At 56.5% G+C, this 16,460-nt stretch carries 14 protein-coding genes; 11 read left to right on the top strand and 3 right to left on the bottom strand.

The window, feature by feature from the left end:
• Window positions 1–3: 3 nt before the first annotated feature.
• Window positions 4–990: a DAPG hydrolase family protein gene (locus tag RRH01S_RS30010; RefSeq protein WP_052365366.1), complete on the top strand. Its 987-nt coding sequence runs from the start codon at window positions 4–6 to the stop codon at window positions 988–990.
• 10 nt (window positions 991–1,000) lie between these two features.
• Entirely contained in the window at window positions 1,001–2,473 is a 1,473-nt protein-coding gene (locus RRH01S_RS30005; protein WP_042476653.1) for a glycoside hydrolase family 1 protein, read from the top strand.
• Between the two features lie 16 nt (window positions 2,474–2,489).
• Here RRH01S_RS30005 and RRH01S_RS30000 read toward each other — a convergent pair whose 3' ends face one another.
• A complete protein-coding gene (locus RRH01S_RS30000) occupies window positions 2,490–2,822 on the bottom strand; it encodes a winged helix-turn-helix transcriptional regulator (RefSeq protein ID WP_042476649.1) in 333 nt (110 codons plus the stop codon).
• 107 nt (window positions 2,823–2,929) lie between these two features.
• Here RRH01S_RS30000 and RRH01S_RS29995 point away from each other — a divergent pair, with 107 nt between their 5' ends.
• Together RRH01S_RS29995 and RRH01S_RS29990 are read left to right on the top strand one after the other, a co-directional pair.
• Window positions 2,930–3,913, top strand: a complete 984-nt coding sequence (locus tag RRH01S_RS29995; RefSeq protein WP_042476646.1) for an NADPH:quinone reductase — start codon at window positions 2,930–2,932, stop codon at window positions 3,911–3,913.
• Window positions 3,914–4,046: 133 nt separating this feature from the next.
• Window positions 4,047–6,026, top strand: a complete 1,980-nt coding sequence (locus RRH01S_RS29990) for a glycoside hydrolase family 3 protein (protein ID WP_202034063.1) — start codon at window positions 4,047–4,049, stop codon at window positions 6,024–6,026.
• A gap of 89 nt (window positions 6,027–6,115) precedes the next feature.
• On the opposite strand, the gene RRH01S_RS29985 is transcribed toward RRH01S_RS29990, so the two are convergent.
• The gene (locus RRH01S_RS29985) at window positions 6,116–6,652 is read right to left on the bottom strand and encodes a hypothetical protein (protein WP_042476642.1); all 537 of its coding nucleotides are present in this window, start codon (window positions 6,650–6,652) and stop codon (window positions 6,116–6,118) included.
• A gap of 358 nt (window positions 6,653–7,010) precedes the next feature.
• Here RRH01S_RS29985 and RRH01S_RS29980 point away from each other — a divergent pair, with 358 nt between their 5' ends.
• A complete protein-coding gene (locus RRH01S_RS29980; protein WP_174011690.1) occupies window positions 7,011–9,413 on the top strand; it encodes a membrane-bound PQQ-dependent dehydrogenase, glucose/quinate/shikimate family in 2,403 nt (800 codons plus the stop codon).
• Window positions 9,414–9,434: 21 nt separating this feature from the next.
• Here the strand turns inward: RRH01S_RS29980 and RRH01S_RS29975 are convergent, their stop codons facing one another.
• Window positions 9,435–10,037 (bottom strand): TetR/AcrR family transcriptional regulator, encoded by a 603-nt coding sequence (locus tag RRH01S_RS29975; RefSeq protein ID WP_042476640.1) that lies wholly within the window; start codon window positions 10,035–10,037, stop codon window positions 9,435–9,437.
• Window positions 10,038–10,331: 294 nt separating this feature from the next.
• Here RRH01S_RS29975 and RRH01S_RS29970 point away from each other — a divergent pair, with 294 nt between their 5' ends.
• From RRH01S_RS29970 to RRH01S_RS29945, 6 genes are read left to right on the top strand one after another with little or no spacing between them, the layout of a single operon-like run.
• Window positions 10,332–11,945, top strand: a complete 1,614-nt coding sequence (locus RRH01S_RS29970; protein ID WP_042476637.1) for an FAD-binding oxidoreductase — start codon at window positions 10,332–10,334, stop codon at window positions 11,943–11,945.
• A gap of 14 nt (window positions 11,946–11,959) precedes the next feature.
• The gene (locus RRH01S_RS29965; RefSeq protein ID WP_131597910.1) at window positions 11,960–12,499 is read left to right on the top strand and encodes a hypothetical protein; all 540 of its coding nucleotides are present in this window, start codon (window positions 11,960–11,962) and stop codon (window positions 12,497–12,499) included.
• 15 nt (window positions 12,500–12,514) lie between these two features.
• Complete coding sequence (locus RRH01S_RS29960; protein ID WP_052365363.1) at window positions 12,515–12,958, top strand: c-type cytochrome; 444 nt, start codon at window positions 12,515–12,517, stop codon at window positions 12,956–12,958.
• Between the two features lie 13 nt (window positions 12,959–12,971).
• Window positions 12,972–14,288 (top strand): c-type cytochrome, encoded by a 1,317-nt coding sequence (locus RRH01S_RS29955; RefSeq protein WP_161600017.1) that lies wholly within the window; start codon window positions 12,972–12,974, stop codon window positions 14,286–14,288.
• A complete protein-coding gene (locus RRH01S_RS29950) occupies window positions 14,288–16,261 on the top strand; it encodes an FUSC family protein (RefSeq protein WP_052365362.1) in 1,974 nt (657 codons plus the stop codon). The genes RRH01S_RS29955 and RRH01S_RS29950 overlap by 1 nt, the downstream gene beginning before the upstream one ends.
• On the top strand, window positions 16,258–16,455 hold the full coding sequence (locus RRH01S_RS29945; RefSeq protein ID WP_042476629.1) for a DUF1656 domain-containing protein: 198 nt from the start codon (window positions 16,258–16,260) through the stop codon (window positions 16,453–16,455). The genes RRH01S_RS29950 and RRH01S_RS29945 overlap by 4 nt, the downstream gene beginning before the upstream one ends.
• The last annotated feature ends 5 nt before the right edge of the window (window positions 16,456–16,460 follow it).

Raw genomic sequence — 16,460 nt, 5'->3', positions numbered from 1 at the left:
TCGATGACTTCTTTCGGACGCCGTAACCTTCTCAAGGGGATTCCGGCCCTAGCAGCAGGAGCAGCAGGAGCAACCATGTTAAAAGCATCCCCAACCGAAGCCGCGGATACGATACCCGCTCCTGAAAGCAGCGCTGTCACCTATCTGCCGGTCGCTGCCCAAAAGCAGCTGATTACAAATTCTCAGTTGCTCAAGGGCAAGGCCTACGAAACATTCTTTAATCCGCAGTTGGTTGTACCGACGCAGGACGCACTCGCTCTGCAAATTGGACCTTTGGACAAGGCAGATTGCCTGACCCCGAGCGTCGCCGATCTGAATCGCTTGATCGATCCGTCCTACAAGACGCCCAAGCAGGGCTATGCGGTTCTCGACGGTTCGACCGTTTACGTGCAGAACAGCCTGTTCTTTCCCCGCGCCACTGCCGAGATGCTTCGTTGGTGGTTCACGTGGCACCCGATTGAAAAAGAGCGCTACATGCTCTGGTTCCCGTACGCCCATATCGAAAACAGCGTAAAAGACCCTGCCCGCCTCGCTAACAAGAGCCTCAGCTATGAGGATCGGCTCTACGACAATCCGAACTACGTCAAGGAGCTTGTCGGTCCTCAGGCCATGGAGCTTTTGATCCGCTTCACCGACCCTGCAAAGCTCGGCTTTGACGCTGCAGCCTTCAAGCGCGCCGGCTTTACCGCGAATGCGAGCGGCATTGTCGGTCCGGCACAGGCGCCCGACGTCATCAACTCGATGATGATCCACATCGCCCGAGATGTCGAAGGTGGCATGGAACTGGTGAGCCGGTACTGGATAGGCTCGCACCCGGAGATGCGGCGTTTCGCCGGCGCCGAGAAGGCCGCTGCGATGATGGCGCATGTCGGCTGGAACGACCAGCTGGCAGAGATGACTGCCTACGAGCTTGCCGTTCACGACATGATCGAGTTCAATCACCTGGCCGGTATTCTTCCTGCCTTGTTTGCGCAGTTTAGCGAGGCGTGAAGGCATGAGAATGACGAGCAAGATTGCTGCTTCGGCAGGCGTCATAGCTGTCGCCACGACAATGGCTGTGTCGCCGTCCGCCGCGACGGATAAATTCCTCTGGGGGGCGGCTTCGGCCGCCTACCAGGTCGAAGGATCGACCACCGCAGACGGAAAAGGACCATCTGTCTGGGACGACTATCTCGACCGGCTCCACCTTGCAGGTCCTGGGATTTCCGGCGCTGTCGCCATCGATTTCTACAATCGAGACCAGTACCTGAAAGACATTGCACTGTTCAAGAAGCTCGGCCTGACCAGTTATCGTTTCTCTGTTTCCTGGCCCCGGATTATCCCGGACGGGCTCGGACCAGTGAACCCTGCCGCTATCGCACATTACCGGCAGTTCATATCCGACCTGAAGGCGGCCGGCATCAAGCCGATGCTGACCCTCTACCACTGGGACATGCCCTCATCACTCGCTGCTGCCGGGGGATGGGAAAATCGTGACTCGGTGAAGTGGTTCGAGCGCTATGCCGACGCCATCTTTGCTAACTTTCACGACCAGGTGGATCTGTTCGTTCTGCTGAACGAGCCCTCGGTCGAAAGGGCAACCAAGACGCTCGCTGAAGATATCCGCGATAATGCCAAGGGTGACTTCAAGATCCTGCCAGATGCCGACCATATGGCGGTTTCGCTGAAGACCTATAATCACATCCTGCTTGCCGGAGCTGCGGCAAAGAAAAGCTTCGAGGTGCACGGCTACAAAGGACAGCTTGGCCTTGCGCTGCCTCTATTCCCGACGATCAACGAGGATGGTGCCAGCGACGCGGACAAGAAGTCCGCTGTCTTGGCGGATGGCGTGCTGAACCGATGGTTCCTTGATGCCATGTACAAGGGCACCTACCCGCAGGACGTGCTCGACATGGCATCGGCGCGCGGCTTGGACACGGGTATCCAGCCGGAAGACGCAAAGACGATCGGGGAAGCCCACTTCGATTTCCTTGGCATCAACTTCTATTCGCCAATGTATGTGCGGCATGGTGCGACGCCGGTCGATGCCTTTTCCGCGGAGCAGTATCTGCCAAAGACGGTATATTCAGCGTTCAACGGCGCCGTACGCCCGGACCAGTTCAAGGCGCTGCTCGGTCGCATGAAAAGCGAATACGGCAATCCGCCGGTCTACATCACCGAGAACGGCGCCGGATTTGCCGGAGAAGACGTGATGAAGAACGGCAAGGTCGATGACGTCCAGCGATGCCGCTATCTCGTCACCCATATTGCCGCCATGAAGTCAGCGATGTCCGAAGGCGCGGATGTCAGGGGCTACCACGTCTGGTCGAGCCACGACAATCTTGAGTGGCTCAGCGGATATGCCAGCCGGTTCGGCATGATCTATGTCGATTGGGATACGCAGAAGCGCACGCCGAAACTAAGTGCCGACCTCTACGCCCGCGTCATCCGCGGCGACAAGGTGACCGAAGCGGACTGCGTCGCCCGGAACTGAGTTTTCGGGTCGCGCCTTACGGTTGGTGCAACCCGGATCTTGCCATGAAGGAATCGCCCCACTCCTTCATGGCACGCAGAACCGGCCACAGCGTCTTTCCGAACTCCGTCAGCGAGTATTCGACCCGAGGCGGCACCTCGGCAAATACCTCCCTGTTGACGATGCCGTCTTCCTCCAGCTGCCTCAGTTGCATTGTTATCGAGCGTTGACTTGGATCGCCTGTCATACGGCGAAGCTCTCCGAACCGCTTGGGACCATCCAGCAGATGGTAGATGATGACAGGTTTCCATTTGCCACCGGCGACGTCGACTGTCGCCTCTACGGGGCAATTGTATGATTCCTTGGCCATAGAAAATCCTAACAGTGTACTTTTTACCCCTATGCGCAGAAATGTTGCCTAGTTGCAACATGGAACTTTGAAAAGGTAGTGATCAAGGTACGCAAAGGAGAATTTCAATGAAGGCAGCCTATTACGAAAAGCAGGGCGGACCCGAGGTTTTAACAATCGGCGAACTTCCCGATCCAGAGCCTGGCCACGGACAGGTCCGCGTAAAGGTCGCGATCTCTGGACTAAACCCGACCGACCTCAAAACACGCGGTGGCTTCGCCGGTGCTCCTATACCCTTCCCGAAGATTGTCCCGCATCAGGATGGCGCGGGAACGATCGATAAGGTCGGTCCAGGCGTTTCGCCGGATCGCATCGGCGAGCGTGTCTGGCTCTACAAGGCGCAGACCGGACAGCCTTTTGGCACGGCAGCCGAGTACGTTACCCTTCCATCAGAGTATGCTGTTCATCTTGGCGATAAAGCATCCTTCGAGGTGGGCGCATCGCTCGGTATTGCCGCGATCACCGCGCACCGTTGCCTGTTCGCGGACGGCGATATCAGGGGTCGCCGCGTGCTCGTACAAGGTGGCGGCGGAGCTGTGGGAACAGCCGCCATTCTTCTTGCAAAATGGGCAGGTGCGGAAGTGGCCGCGACGATCAGCCGCGACGAGCAGGCAAAGGTCGCCAGCTCCGCGGGCGCAGACCTGATCATCAATCGCAAGACAGATGACATTCCGGCCAGGATCAAGGAATGGACGAACGGACGTGGCGTTGACCGTATCGTCGATGTCGACATGGCAGCAAACATTGATACCGATATTGCCTGCCTTGCACCAAGCGGCGTCGTCACTGCCTATGCGACCGAGGACCCGCAGGTTCGCCTGTCCATGCCGTTTCTGAAAACGATGTTCGGTGGGTATGCGTTCCGCTTCGTGTTCTTCTACTCGATTCCGGATGATGCTTTCCGTCAGGCTGTCAGGGAGGTATCGGCTTGCGTTGCGGCTGGTGCGTATCAGCCCGCTGTGGGATTGACCGTTTCGCTCGACAGGATCGCGGAGGCACATGCGGCTCAGGCAGCAGGCTCGGTTATCGGCAAGATACTGGTCACGCTCTAATAGTCTGTGCTGGGTCGAAGAGATTGCCATTTGAACCCAGCGACATAAGATCCGCCTTTCCGACGACACGAGGACCATCGGAAAGTAGCGCAGTTACATCGCTCGCAAGTTTGGTAAGATGGAGGAGAAACTTATGAAACTGACCGCAATCGTCGGGTCCGTAGCTCTTTTGTACGCGTCCACTGCGCTGGCCGCGGATGTGCCCAACCTCAATACACACAGTGTAAAAATCTTATCCATCGATGGGCTCCGCTTCAAGGACCTCAACCGAAATGGGAAGCTCGATGCGTACGAGGATTGGCGCATTTCCAGTGCAGAGCGCGCGGCTGATCTTCTCAAATCGATGACGCTTGAGGAGAAGGCAGGCCTGATGATGCACGGCACGGCGCCGTCCATTGGTGCAGGCGCTGGCATGGGTGTGGGCACCACGTACGATCTTGATCGCGCCAAGCGCATGATCAGTGACCTGAAGGTGGTGACCTTCATCACCCGCCTCTCGGGTGAACCCGGCGAGCTCGCGACGCAAAACAACAAGCTTCAGGAGATTGCCGAAGCTGGACGGCTTGGTATTCCTGCGACTATCAGCACGGATCCGCGGAATCACTTCCAGTTCGTGCAAGGGGCAAGCATCGCTGCCGGCGCATTTTCAAAATGGCCTGAAACACTCGGTCTTGCGGCAATTGGCGACGCAAAGCTAACCCGCCAATTCGCCGATATTGCGCGGCAGGAATACCGTGCGGTCGGGATTCAGGAAGCCCTTTCACCGCAGATCGACCTCGCGACAGAGCCACGATGGGCGCGCACCAACGGAACCTTTGGCGAAGACGCCCGGATGTCAAAGGAGATGGCGGAGGCCTATGTCGCTGGGTTTCAGAACGGCGAAGACGGCATCAATCGCGACAGTGTCATTGCCATCGCAAAACATTGGGTGGGTTATGGTGCTGCCAAGGATGGTTTGGATAGTCACAGTGCCTATGGTCGCCATGCCGACTTTTCAGGAGGTAACTTCGAGCAGCACATCATTCCGTTTGAAGGCGCCTTTAAAGCCAAGGTTGGCGGCGTGATGCCGACATACTCTATCCTCGATGACGCCAAGATCGATGGCAAGGATGTCGAACCGGTCGCGGCAGGATACAACAAGCAGCTGCTGACGGACCTCCTGCGCCGCCGCTTCGGATTCGACGGTGTAGTATTGAGCGATTGGCTGATCACCAACGACTGCGAGGGTAGCTGCCTTGACGGTGAAAAGCCCGGCGTGAAGCCAACACTGAACGAAGAGACTTTCGGTATGCCGTGGGGTGTAGAAACGATGCCTCGCGTCGACCGTTTTGCGAAGGCCGTGAATGCCGGTGTCGACCAGTTCGGCGGTGTTACGACGTCAGATCTCCTTGTCCAAGCAGTTAAAGAGGGCAAGGTCACAGAAGATCGCATCGACGCTTCTGCCAAGCGAATCCTGCTTCAGAAGTTTCAGCAAGGACTGTTCGAGGATCCATACTCCGATCCGGCAAAAGCGCGCGAAACTGTCGGCAAGCCGGATTTCGTGGAAAAGGCAACGGCGGCGCAGGCCAAGTCGGCCGTTCTTCTCGAAAACCGGAACCAGGCGCTTCCGCTCTCAAGGAAAGTGAGTAAGCTCTATCTCTACCAGATCGATCCCGCAGTCGCGACGTCTCGTGGTTTCAAGGTCGTGGCCACGCCTGCTGAGGCCGACCTAGCGGTCATCCGAATGAATGCGCCATTCCAGCAACCGCACGCCAACTACTTCTTTGGATCGCGCCAGCAGGAAGGCGATCTCGACTTCAAGCCAGGAAATCTTGAACTCGAAGCATTCGAAGCAGCCTCCAGATCCGTGCCGACCATCGCCACGATCTATCTCCCGAGGCCGGCTATCCTGGGAAACTTGGCACAAAAGTCGGCCGCCCTACTCGGAAACTTCGGGATCAGCGATGAAGCCTTGTTCGATGTCCTGGAAGGGAAAACAGCTCCTAAGGGCAAGCTGCCCTTCGAACTGCCGTCATCCATGGACGAGGTGAAGCAACAGGCCTCCGACACGCCTCACGATACCCGCCATCCGCTTTACCCGATCCGCTTTGGCTTGAGCTTTGAAAAGAAATGAACCGTCTGGGTGGGGACTGGTAAAACGGCCTCTACCCAACGGGTCCTTTATGACGACTATCCCGCTCCAGCTCGTTTGATTTCGATTACCTACAAGCGGCCTTTCGAGACAGTGGAAATGCCGAAAAGAATAACGGCTATCCCAAAGACAACCATGTCCAGGCCGATCAGGAAAACGTTAGAGATCGGCAACTGCATGCTATTAAGCCACAGGATCACGGCTGTATCGAGCAGTCCGAACATGCCAGAGGCTGTCAGCCACGCTGCTCCATCAATCGGTTGAGACTGTAGGCCGATCGATATCCGCAGAGCAGATGACAGCAACAGGCATCCCAAAAGCGGGACTGTCAGCGAGGTATACAGGAGATCACGATCAAAATGCACGAGCAGCGAGATCGCAACGAACGATGCAGCCGCAAAGCACCATCCATATGGCAACTCGTCACCATAAGCCCGCGCCGCGAAAATTATCAGAGCTATTCCTCCGAAGCCAAAAGCCGCTTCACTGTCCACCGGAGTTGCAGTTAGAAACACGCCATCACTGAGCGGCAGAGCACTCAACGCGATCACGACCCAGCCCAAAACGATGAATGACCGGGGGCCTTTCGTCGGCTGAAGCAAAGGCATGATCACTCCCTTTCCGCGGGCACTATCGCCCCGATCTAACAGCGAGGGACGAAAAACTCGTTTAGTCCGCACTCTGCGTGCGTTGGCCACAAAACCTCCGGCAGCAAGAAATCCCGCTTGCGCGATTTGCCGCAACCCAATATACGAGACTCACGTACCATAATGCAAGGCCATGGCGCACGAACATGCCCATGACTTGGTGCGACGAAGTCTCAATCTCTGTCTCACTCCGGCTGTCTGCGCGCAACTGGATAGGTCAGGCGCGCTTGCCGCGTCGGCTCTCGGTTGCGTGCGTGCATTTTGAGAACGCCCGTCGGCATCGTGGTCCGCCTCGCGGTGCTTACAGGAGCAGGATAAATTGTCGAAAGCTGAAAACATAAAATTGGGACGGTGGGCCCTATACATTCTAGGAGGCCTTTTCGGCGTCTCTGGTGCGTTCTTTCTTATAGAGGGGACGCAGCTGATATTCCTTGGAGGTAGCTGGTACTACACTTTGTGCGGGATAGGCCTCCTTGGTCTTGCCTGGGGCTTGATCCGCTCCAAACTCTTTGCCGGCCCGTTATACGCGGTCATTTTCGTCGCCACGCTACTGTGGGCTTTCTGGGAATCCGGCTTGGATTTCTGGCCGTTATTCGCACGCATGTTCATCTTCGTCGTGGCAGGCGCAATCCTTTCCTTCGCCCTTCCGTCTCTTCGACGCAATGCGGGAGCTCTCCCGGAGACCCGCAAGTATGCTGTCGTGGGGATAGTATTGGGTCTGGTAGCCATCGGTATGTTCATCAGCACGTTCCAAGATCGTGGGATGTATCTTGCCAAGGCGCCAACCGGCATGGTCCCGGTGACCTCGCAAACGGAGCAGAAGAATTGGGACAATTACGGCTCGAACGCGCAAGGCGAACGGTTCGCGGCACTCGACCAGATCAACAAAACCAATGTTCAGAACCTTGAGGTCGCGTGGACCTATCGCCACGGAGACATCCCGGACAGCCCTAACGGACTGGGTCGTGAGGACCTGAATACGCCTCTTCAGATCGGCAACCACGTTTATCTCTGCACACCAAACAACAATATCGTCGCGCTGGACGCCACGACCGGGAAACAACTTTGGAAGGCAATCATAGATTCCCAGAACAAGACCTGGGCACGATGCAGAGGTATCGCTTATTTTGACGGTACGGGCGCAGCTCCGAACCGCGCACAGGCCGGTGTTCTGCAGCGTGAGAATTATATCCCGGCAGCTAATCCTGGTGCATGCCCACGACGCATTCTCACCAACACGGTAGACACACAACTCATCACCATCGACGCTGATACTGGCGAATTCTGCTCGGATTTCGGGACCGTCGGGCGGGTAGATCTCAAAGCAGGGATGGGTGTCATCCCCGACCAGCGCTACAAACAGACGTCCGGGCCAACGCTTGCGGGCGATGTCGTTGTCATCGGCGCTTTCGTTGATGACAATCTCAATGTCGATATGCCGTCCGGCGTCATTCGCGCATTTGACGTTCGTACAGGTGAGCTTCGCTGGGCATGGGATTCCGGTAACCCTGCAGTAAAGGGCGCACCGACAGCAGATGTTCCGTATTCGCGAAGCTCTCCAAACGTATGGGCTCCAATGTCCTACGATCCCGAAACCGATCTGGTTTTCTTGCCGACGGGCAATAATTCGCCGGATGTGTGGGGTGGCAACCGTGACGCAGCCCGTGACAAGTATAGCTCCTCCATTGTAGCGCTCCATGCCTCGGATGGCAGTGTCGCGTGGAGCTTTCAATCCGTTCACCATGACCTGTGGGACTTCGACGTCCCCATGCAGCCGACCCTGACCTGGTTCCCGAAGGACGGCAAGCAGGTACCTGCGGTCATTTTCGGCAACAAACAGGGCATGATATTCGTGTTGGACCGGCACACCGGCCAGCCACTGACCAAAGTCGAGGAACGACCGGTGCCAGCTGGCGAGCTGATGGGCGAGCACTATTCGCCGACGCAGCCGTTCTCAGTCGACATGCCGCAGATCGGTGCCCAGAAACTAACGGAAGCCGACATGTGGGGAGCATCGCCCTTTGATCAGCTTCTTTGCAGGATCGATTTCAAGAGCCTGCGAAATTCGGGCATGTACTCGCCGCCCGCTACCGACCGGCAGCTGGTATTCCCCGGCTCCCTTGGAGGTTTCAATTGGGGCGGTATTTCAGTCGACCCGACAGGCAATACGATCTTCGTAAACGACCTCCGGCTTGGTCTGCGCATGCAATTGGCAGGAAGGACATCGCCTGACGAGGCCCTTCCCAAAAGCGTCAGTCTGCCCATGGGGGGATCCCCGTATTACATCAAGGAGAAAAGCCGCTTCCTTTCGCCGCTTGGCATTCCGTGCCAGGAGCCACCGTTCGGGACAGTTTCAGCGATTGACCTGCATAGCGGCAAGGTTGCCTGGACGGTACCAGCGGGTGGGGTGCAGGACTCTGTCGTCATGGGCGTTCGAATGATGCTTCCGATCCCCGTTGGCCTGCCCACCATCGGTGGCTCGATGGCCACACAGGGCGGACTGCTCTTTTTCGCAGCGACACAGGACTATTTCCTGAGAGCATTCGACAGTTCCAACGGCAAGCTCTTGTGGAAGGGTCGGCTGCCGGTTGGTTCGCAGTCGACACCGATCAGCTATAAATCTCCGGTGACCGGCGAACAATTCATTCTGATTTCGGCGGGCGGTGCGCGTAACTCGCCTGACCGCGGCGACTACGTCATTGCTTACAAGTTGAAGGAATAGTCTACCGGCAGGACCTATCGGTTACCGAGTTGCGTTACGGGCGGTCGCGCCCGTAGCCTTCATTCCGCCGACCACCGTCTGCGCTATTTCCAGCGCGAATTGCGCATCAAGCGGCCGCCCAAGAAGGAGGCGAAACCAGAATGCACCGTGGATGAGCTCCGCGCCAATCTTTGGATTTGCATCTGGCGAGAGTTCGCCAGCATTAACAGCTCTGCGAAGTATGCCGATCAAGGCTTCATTTCGGGGAAGAACAAACCGAGCATTGAAATGATGTTCGAACTCCGGGTCTTTTTGCGCGGCAGCGATCAGACTCTTGATCGCCGAACCATCGACATCCAACCCTTCGAAAAGCCTGCTCAGGTATGAGGAGAGGATGCTGATTACATCACCCTCTGTCGGAACCGATATCTTCACGACATGACTGATCAATGCGTCCATTATCAGATCGGCTTTGGTCGACCATCGACGATACACCGACTGCCGACCAATACCGGCTGCATCGGCAATCATGCTCATCGTGACGGAATCGTAGCCATGCTCATGTACCAGGCGCCGAGCTGCAGCCAGCGCCAGGTCCGAAGCCTCTTCGTTACGGGGTCTGCCTGCACTTCTCTGTGTGGTCATTCGTCGATTCTGATTAGGGATTTTCAGCAATAGGCAGATTATTCGTCGATCGTAACGCACGGGTCAACAGATCACTGGGACCTGTGGGCCAACGTCGCACCCGCCATTTCATCCAATTGGGGCCGACAAAAATTAGCTGGACATAATTACGGTACAGGCGTATCAAAATATTTATGGGACACAGGTCCCGTTATTGTATCCTGCTGCCGAACTTGGACAGTCGTTGACATTCTCACAAGGTCTGAGGAGTCGCGGCGATCGGGTTGACGGCCTTTCTGCCAAGGTTCGATTCACATGAAGCTGCCTCCAAACGTTTCCGCTGCTGAATTCTCGTCCGCTATCCACAAGTTCCGCAATATCATTGGTTCTGATCGCGTCTACGTCAGCGACGAAGATGTGGCGCTTTATCGCGATGCGTATTCGCCACTGTGGGGAGAGGCCGATGAACTGGTTGCCTCCGCGGCGCTTGCTCCCATCACGGTTGAAGAAGTTCAGGCAATCGTCCTCGTGGCGAACGAGCACAAGATCCCACTCTATCCTATCTCGACTGGGAAAAACCTGGGATATGGCGGCTCAGCACCAAATCTATCCGGCAGTGTGATCATAGACATGGTGCGGATGAACAAGGTCATCGAGGTCGATGACAGGAGAAACTATTGTATCGTCGAGCCAGGCGTCACCTATTTCGACCTCTATAACTACACAATGGCAAACGACAAGAAAGTCATCGTCGATGTGCCCGACCCTGGTTGGGGCAGCGTTGTGGGCAATGCACTTGACCATGGTGTCGGCTACATGATGCCGACGTATCGCGACCATTGGAACGCACACTGTTTCATGGAAGTGGTTCTGCCGAACGGGGAGATCATGCGTACCGGCATGGGCGCCGCCAAAGGTACAGAGACCTGGGGTGAGTATCGGTATGGATTCGGCCCTATTGTCGACGGCCTTTTCGCTCAGGGCAATTTTGGCATCGTGACGAAGATGGGCTTCTGGATGATGCCTCAACCCCAGCATTTCGGTTCGGCCATCGTCAGCGTACCCCGATACGAAGACATCATCCCTCTCGTTGACGAGGCAAACTATCTAGAAGATCTAGGCATTATCGGGCACCCCAGATACGGAAGCCCGCTGCAGCCGGAGCCCAATGGCATCGACCCGGAACTGTTGCGCCTTCATGCAATGCCCGGCGGAGGGGAGGCCAGTGACTATCAGAAATACGTCAGCGATCGTGGTTTGGACTACTGGAACCTCACGATGTTTTTCTATGGCTCGAAGGCAGGCGTCGAAGCCAACTTCGAATTCGCGAGAGAGCGGTTTGCCAGGATCACTGGCGCAAAGCTGAAAATCACCGAATCCTTCCAATTTCCGCTGAGCGCCGAGGACAAGGAAAAGGCCAAGTGGGTCGTCTCACTTGGAATCCCGACGATGGAGCGCTTTGCACTCGGCACCCGCTCCGACCTCATGCCAAAGCCCTCTGATGGACACATCTGGTTTTCGCCGGTCATTCCTCGATCTGGCGAAGGTATCATTCATGCGCATCAAGTCTTCGGCGAAGCGTTTAAGAAGATGGGCATCCCCTCTCCTATTGGCCCATTCACGACGCCGCGCACATGGATCTATCGGGCGTTTGTCTTTGTCATGAGCTTTTCGGTTTACCGAACCGACCCGGAGGCCAACAAGAAAGTCGTGGAGACCTTTCGGAAACTCATCGACATCGCGGCCGAGCACGGTTGGAACGAATATCGCACGGCACCACCGTTCCAGGACCAGGTTGCCCGCACATACTCGTTCAACGATAACGCGCTTCTTCGTTTCCAGGAGCTGTTGAAGGACGCAGCAGATCCGAACGGCATCATTGCGCCGGGTCGTGGGGGCGTTTGGCCTCGCGGCATGCGCCGCGTGTGACAGGACGTAATTACATGGAAAAGTTTGCCCTTATGCATCGGCGTGGCTTTATCCGCGCAGCTCTTACAGGTGTCGCCGTGGCAATGGCTGGCGATGGGATTGCATCCCAGGCGACCGGCCGTCCAACTGCAGGCAGCTCCGCGAAACTTCTTGTTTTTGACTCACGATTTCCCGCGGCACGGCTGTTTGCGGCCCGCATGACCGATCGGGTCGGAGAAACGCGAGCAATCCAAGGTGATGTCACCGACGTCTGGAACAGCTCCATACGCACCTCCCTCGCAAAGGGCAAAGTCCTCATTGGCGGGGTGACCACTCCAGCCAGCTTGTTCTGCCTTGAGCAGTTGGTCTCTCGGTACCGTATGACCCTGGATTTGCGAACCGATTTCAATAGCCCGTCGAGACACGACGTAGCAGCTATCGAGAGTGCCTTCATGGGAAGAAACCAGCGATCCATGCTTGCGCAGTCGCGTCATCATCTCACTGACGGACAAGCTCTCGTCGCATGGGTCCTGCGACCCACGGCGGCCGCGCAGAATTCCATGTCGTTGACATGACGCCCGGAGATTTCCATGAACATTAGAATTCATCTCCAGATCGTTGGGGTAGCCTTGCTATCAGGTCTTGCCTTTGCAAATAGCGCACCAGCTCAGGAAAGTGCGGCAAAGGCAGAGGGGCCATTCCAGATCGCCCCTTACTCAAGTCTCGATGACATTGATCACGCCACAACGAGGCTTGAAAAGGGGCAGCATCTTTTTGACTACTACTGCAGCTCCTGCCACGGCGTAGGCCATGATCACCCGGCGACGCTCGCACTGAATAAACGATATGGTGACGAGAAGCCGGGGGCTTTGCTGCTCCGAAAGGACATCCCGCCGAACCTTACAAAATATTACGTGAGGACGGGGGCCTCTGTGATGCCGTTCTTCAGGAAGGCGGAAATCAACGACACCGATCTCGATGCAATCGCTACTTACCTCGCTAGAGGGATCGCGCCCCCGGTCGGCGACCATTGATGAGGATCAATCAATGACTTCCTTACCGAAAACGAAGATGAAGTGGCTCGCAGGCGGTGTCGCGGCCGTGGTTGCGCTGGGTTGCGTAGGTGTTGTCGCCGGCTATGGTGTGGCGAATGTCATTTACCATTTCCAGACAAGTTCGGAGATGGAAAACCTTCCCGCTCCCACATCCGAGCGTATCGCGCACGGCGAGTATCTGGCGCGTGTCGGAGACTGCGTTGCTTGCCACACCGCTTCCGGCGGCAAGCCATTCTCAGGCGGACTCCCGCTCGACACCGGGTTTGGTGTCGTTCTTTCGAGCAACATCACGCCAGACAAAGATACCGGCATAGGTGGTTGGTCGATGAAGCAGTTCTTCCTTGCAATGCGGCATGGCCAGGGCGAGGACGGTAAGCGCCTCTATCCTGCCATGCCGTACAACACGTACGCACACGTCTCCGACGACGACATCATCGACATCAAATACTATCTCGACACGCTGTCTCCCGTGACCAAAGCTGTCGATTCCAACCAGATGAAGTTTCCATTCAACATCAGGCCTCTGATGATCGGGTGGAACATGCTTTTTCTTGATACGGACCAGTTTGAACACGATGCGACGAAATCTGCCGAATGGAACCGCGGCAGATACATTGTTGACGGTCTCGGCCACTGTACGACATGCCATTCCCCTAAGAACATTTTTGGTGGAGATGGTGCTTACCTTTCTGGGGCAGTCTTACAGGACTGGCACGCACCGAACATCAATGGAAATGGGTGGCCACAAGTTGCCGATTGGTCGGAAGAAGATATTGCCGAGTACCTGAAAACCGGGGTCAACCGGCATGCCATCGCGAGCGGTCCTATGGCCGAGGCAATCCAGAACTCGACCCAGCATATGGAGATGTCGGATCTTCACGCGGTCGCAACGTACTTGAAAAGCCTCGAAACAAGCGAGCCCACCTCAATGCCAGCTTTGGCGACGATGTCGCCACCATCCCATACCACAAAGCTCACCTATGACAGCTTGTGCGCCACCTGCCATAGCCCTGAAGGAACCGGCGCAAAGGATTTGGGACCAGCGCTGCGCGGCAACACAGCCATTCTCGGATCGGGCGGAGCCAGTACAACCATGAGAATGATTCTGTCAGGCGGCTATAGCGCAAAGACAGCAACGCATCCCACCGGGTTCGCTATGCCTTCATTCGCCTGGAAGCTCAACGATCACGAAGCGGCAGACCTTGCGAATTACATCCGCAATGCATGGGGCAATGTTTCTCCGGCGATTTCTACCGATGAAGTCAAAGCGATGCGCACAAAGCTAGCATCAACCGCTCGGGCAGACTGATGCTCGGCTACACCCAGGACGATATAGTGTTTGCGATGCGGACGTTCGCAGCAGCGGCCCTCGCACTTTATATCGCCCTTGCGGCGGGATTGAGTAATCCCTACTGGGCAGTCGCCACGGTTTTCATCGTGGCGAATCCACTAGCCGGATCTGCAACCTCAAAGGCCGTTTATCGCACGGTTGGGACGATTGTCGGTGGGATCGCTACCGTGGTGATCGTACCTAACCTTGTGAATGAACCGGAACTGCTTTTAGCAGCGCTTGGCCTCTGGATCGCCATTTGTCTCGGGTGGAGCATATTGGATGGTACACCCCGAAGCTACGCCTTCATGCTAGGAGGTTACTCCGCCGCATTGACCGGTTTTCCCATCCTCGACACTCCGGCCACCGCTTTTACCAATTCGGTTTCGCGCGTCGAAGAAATCCTTCTCGGGGCGCTATGCGTGGTCGTGCTTACACGAATTGTACGCCCCAGGCCCATTGCACCAATAGTCAGAAAGCGGCTGGATAAATGGTTCTTGGAAGCGATGGGCCTTATTGCCAACATTCTGAGAAATGAGCACCGTAACGAAAACGACATTATCCGCCGGCTTGCCGCTGATATCGCGGAGATGCGAACACTTTCCGTTCATCTGAGCTATGACACAAGCAAGCTTCGGGAAGGTGCGCCCATTGTGAATGCAGCGCTGGACAAGCTCGTGGAATTTCTCCCTCTCGCCGGTGAAATCGCGGATATCCGGAGGCAGGATTGCGATGGATATTTGGCTAACATCCCCTCAATAGCCGATTTTCTTCGCTTCCTCGCTGCACGGCTCGCCCAAATGGAGCCCTTCGATGCCGCAGATCGCGCCACGATAACCTCAGGCTTGGAGGAGATTCGGACAACTGGAACGGACGCATGGAACCGTCAGATCAATCATATCTTGGCGGACCGTATCTGCAGCCTTGTCACCCTTCATGATGAGGTGGGGGCCCGCAACACTAGACTGAATGCGATAGACCGCGGCGCGCGCCCACTTCCATTATCTCGTCCCAGGATACGTGGAGCGCACAAAGACGTCGCAAAGGCCGTTCTCTCGGGACTATCCGTGCTCGGAACAATTGGAGTCGTCGAAGTGGTGGGGATCGCGTCTCACTGGCCACAGACCAATGTCGCCGCCATGATGGGAGCCGTGATCTGCTGCCTGTTTTCTACCTTCGACGACCCCGTCCCGCTGATTAAAAAAACCATATCGGCAACCGTCTTTTCGGCAGCCATCGCCTTCGTTATCCAATTCGGCATCTTTCCCGCGATTGACGGATACGTCCTTCTGGTAATGGTGATCGCTCCCGTGCTGATATTGACCGGGCTTCTGATGACCAGGCCCGCAACCTTCGCCTACGGCCTTGGCTTCGGCGTGAATATTCCGACACTGCTGGGTCTGCAGGACAGGCTTTCGCTTGATTTGGCCTCGTTCTTGAACTCTGCAATCGCGACCACGGTGGGCCTCGTCGCCGCAGCGGCCGTGGTCGGTATAGTCAGGTCGATGACCCCTGCCACGGCGGCCAGCAGCATTCTTCGAACAGCCCGTGAGGATATAGGCAGGGGCGTGGTCAACCTGCGAGCAAGCCATGACCTGCTCCACCGCAACGTTAATCGTCTTTCCGCACTGTCGCCGCGTTGGAATGCCCTTCCCCCGGACCAGCAGGGGATCGATATACTCCGCGACTACCGAGTGGTCGTGTTGCGTGCGAGGGCGGCCGGCCTCAATCTGGAGGAGGTCTTCAGGCGCGTCATTGCGGAACTCCATAACAATGGGTCCAGTGACGACGGTCAAGCGCGGGCCGAGCTACTACGTGTGATCGATAGCCAGCTGGCAGAAACTACGCAAGCAGAGACACGCGAGGTACTGGCATCGATCCGCTACACGCTGTTTCCCGACGGACCGTCACCCAAGTTACCGGGACCGGTATTCAAGGAAGCAGCAGAATGAGGAATGAGCTCGACGTGTTTGGGGTTTACGTCCCTTCATACCTTCCGGTTGCGATCGCGGCACTCTTCGTCGGAAGCTTGGTTCGCAAGCTGCTGGTGCATGGGGGAGTCTACCGCTTCATCGCCAACCGAAGTCTCTTCGACACTGCCATGTATGTGTGCCTATTCAGCCTCATGGCGCTTGCCTTCAAGTGAGTACC

Source organism: Rhizobium rhizogenes NBRC 13257 (assembly GCF_000696095.1).
Taxonomy (GTDB): domain Bacteria; phylum Pseudomonadota; class Alphaproteobacteria; order Rhizobiales; family Rhizobiaceae; genus Rhizobium; species Rhizobium rhizogenes.
This window is presented reverse-complemented; position numbering and strand designations above follow the sequence as displayed.

Coding starts and splice junctions, on each gene's coding strand:
- RRH01S_RS30010 (WP_052365366.1), top strand. CDS start 4: ATGACTTCTTTCGGACGCCGTAACCTTCTCAAGGGGATTCCGGCCCTA.
- RRH01S_RS30005 (WP_042476653.1), top strand. CDS start 1,001: ATGACGAGCAAGATTGCTGCTTCGGCAGGCGTCATAGCTGTCGCCACG.
- RRH01S_RS30000 (WP_042476649.1), bottom strand. CDS start 2,822: ATGGCCAAGGAATCATACAATTGCCCCGTAGAGGCGACAGTCGACGTC.
- RRH01S_RS29995 (WP_042476646.1), top strand. CDS start 2,930: ATGAAGGCAGCCTATTACGAAAAGCAGGGCGGACCCGAGGTTTTAACA.
- RRH01S_RS29990 (WP_202034063.1), top strand. CDS start 4,047: ATGAAACTGACCGCAATCGTCGGGTCCGTAGCTCTTTTGTACGCGTCC.
- RRH01S_RS29985 (WP_042476642.1), bottom strand. CDS start 6,652: ATGCCTTTGCTTCAGCCGACGAAAGGCCCCCGGTCATTCATCGTTTTG.
- RRH01S_RS29975 (WP_042476640.1), bottom strand. CDS start 10,037: ATGACCACACAGAGAAGTGCAGGCAGACCCCGTAACGAAGAGGCTTCG.
- RRH01S_RS29970 (WP_042476637.1), top strand. CDS start 10,332: ATGAAGCTGCCTCCAAACGTTTCCGCTGCTGAATTCTCGTCCGCTATC.
- RRH01S_RS29965 (WP_131597910.1), top strand. CDS start 11,960: ATGGAAAAGTTTGCCCTTATGCATCGGCGTGGCTTTATCCGCGCAGCT.
- RRH01S_RS29960 (WP_052365363.1), top strand. CDS start 12,515: ATGAACATTAGAATTCATCTCCAGATCGTTGGGGTAGCCTTGCTATCA.
- RRH01S_RS29955 (WP_161600017.1), top strand. CDS start 12,972: ATGACTTCCTTACCGAAAACGAAGATGAAGTGGCTCGCAGGCGGTGTC.
- RRH01S_RS29950 (WP_052365362.1), top strand. CDS start 14,288: ATGCTCGGCTACACCCAGGACGATATAGTGTTTGCGATGCGGACGTTC.
- RRH01S_RS29945 (WP_042476629.1), top strand. CDS start 16,258: ATGAGGAATGAGCTCGACGTGTTTGGGGTTTACGTCCCTTCATACCTT.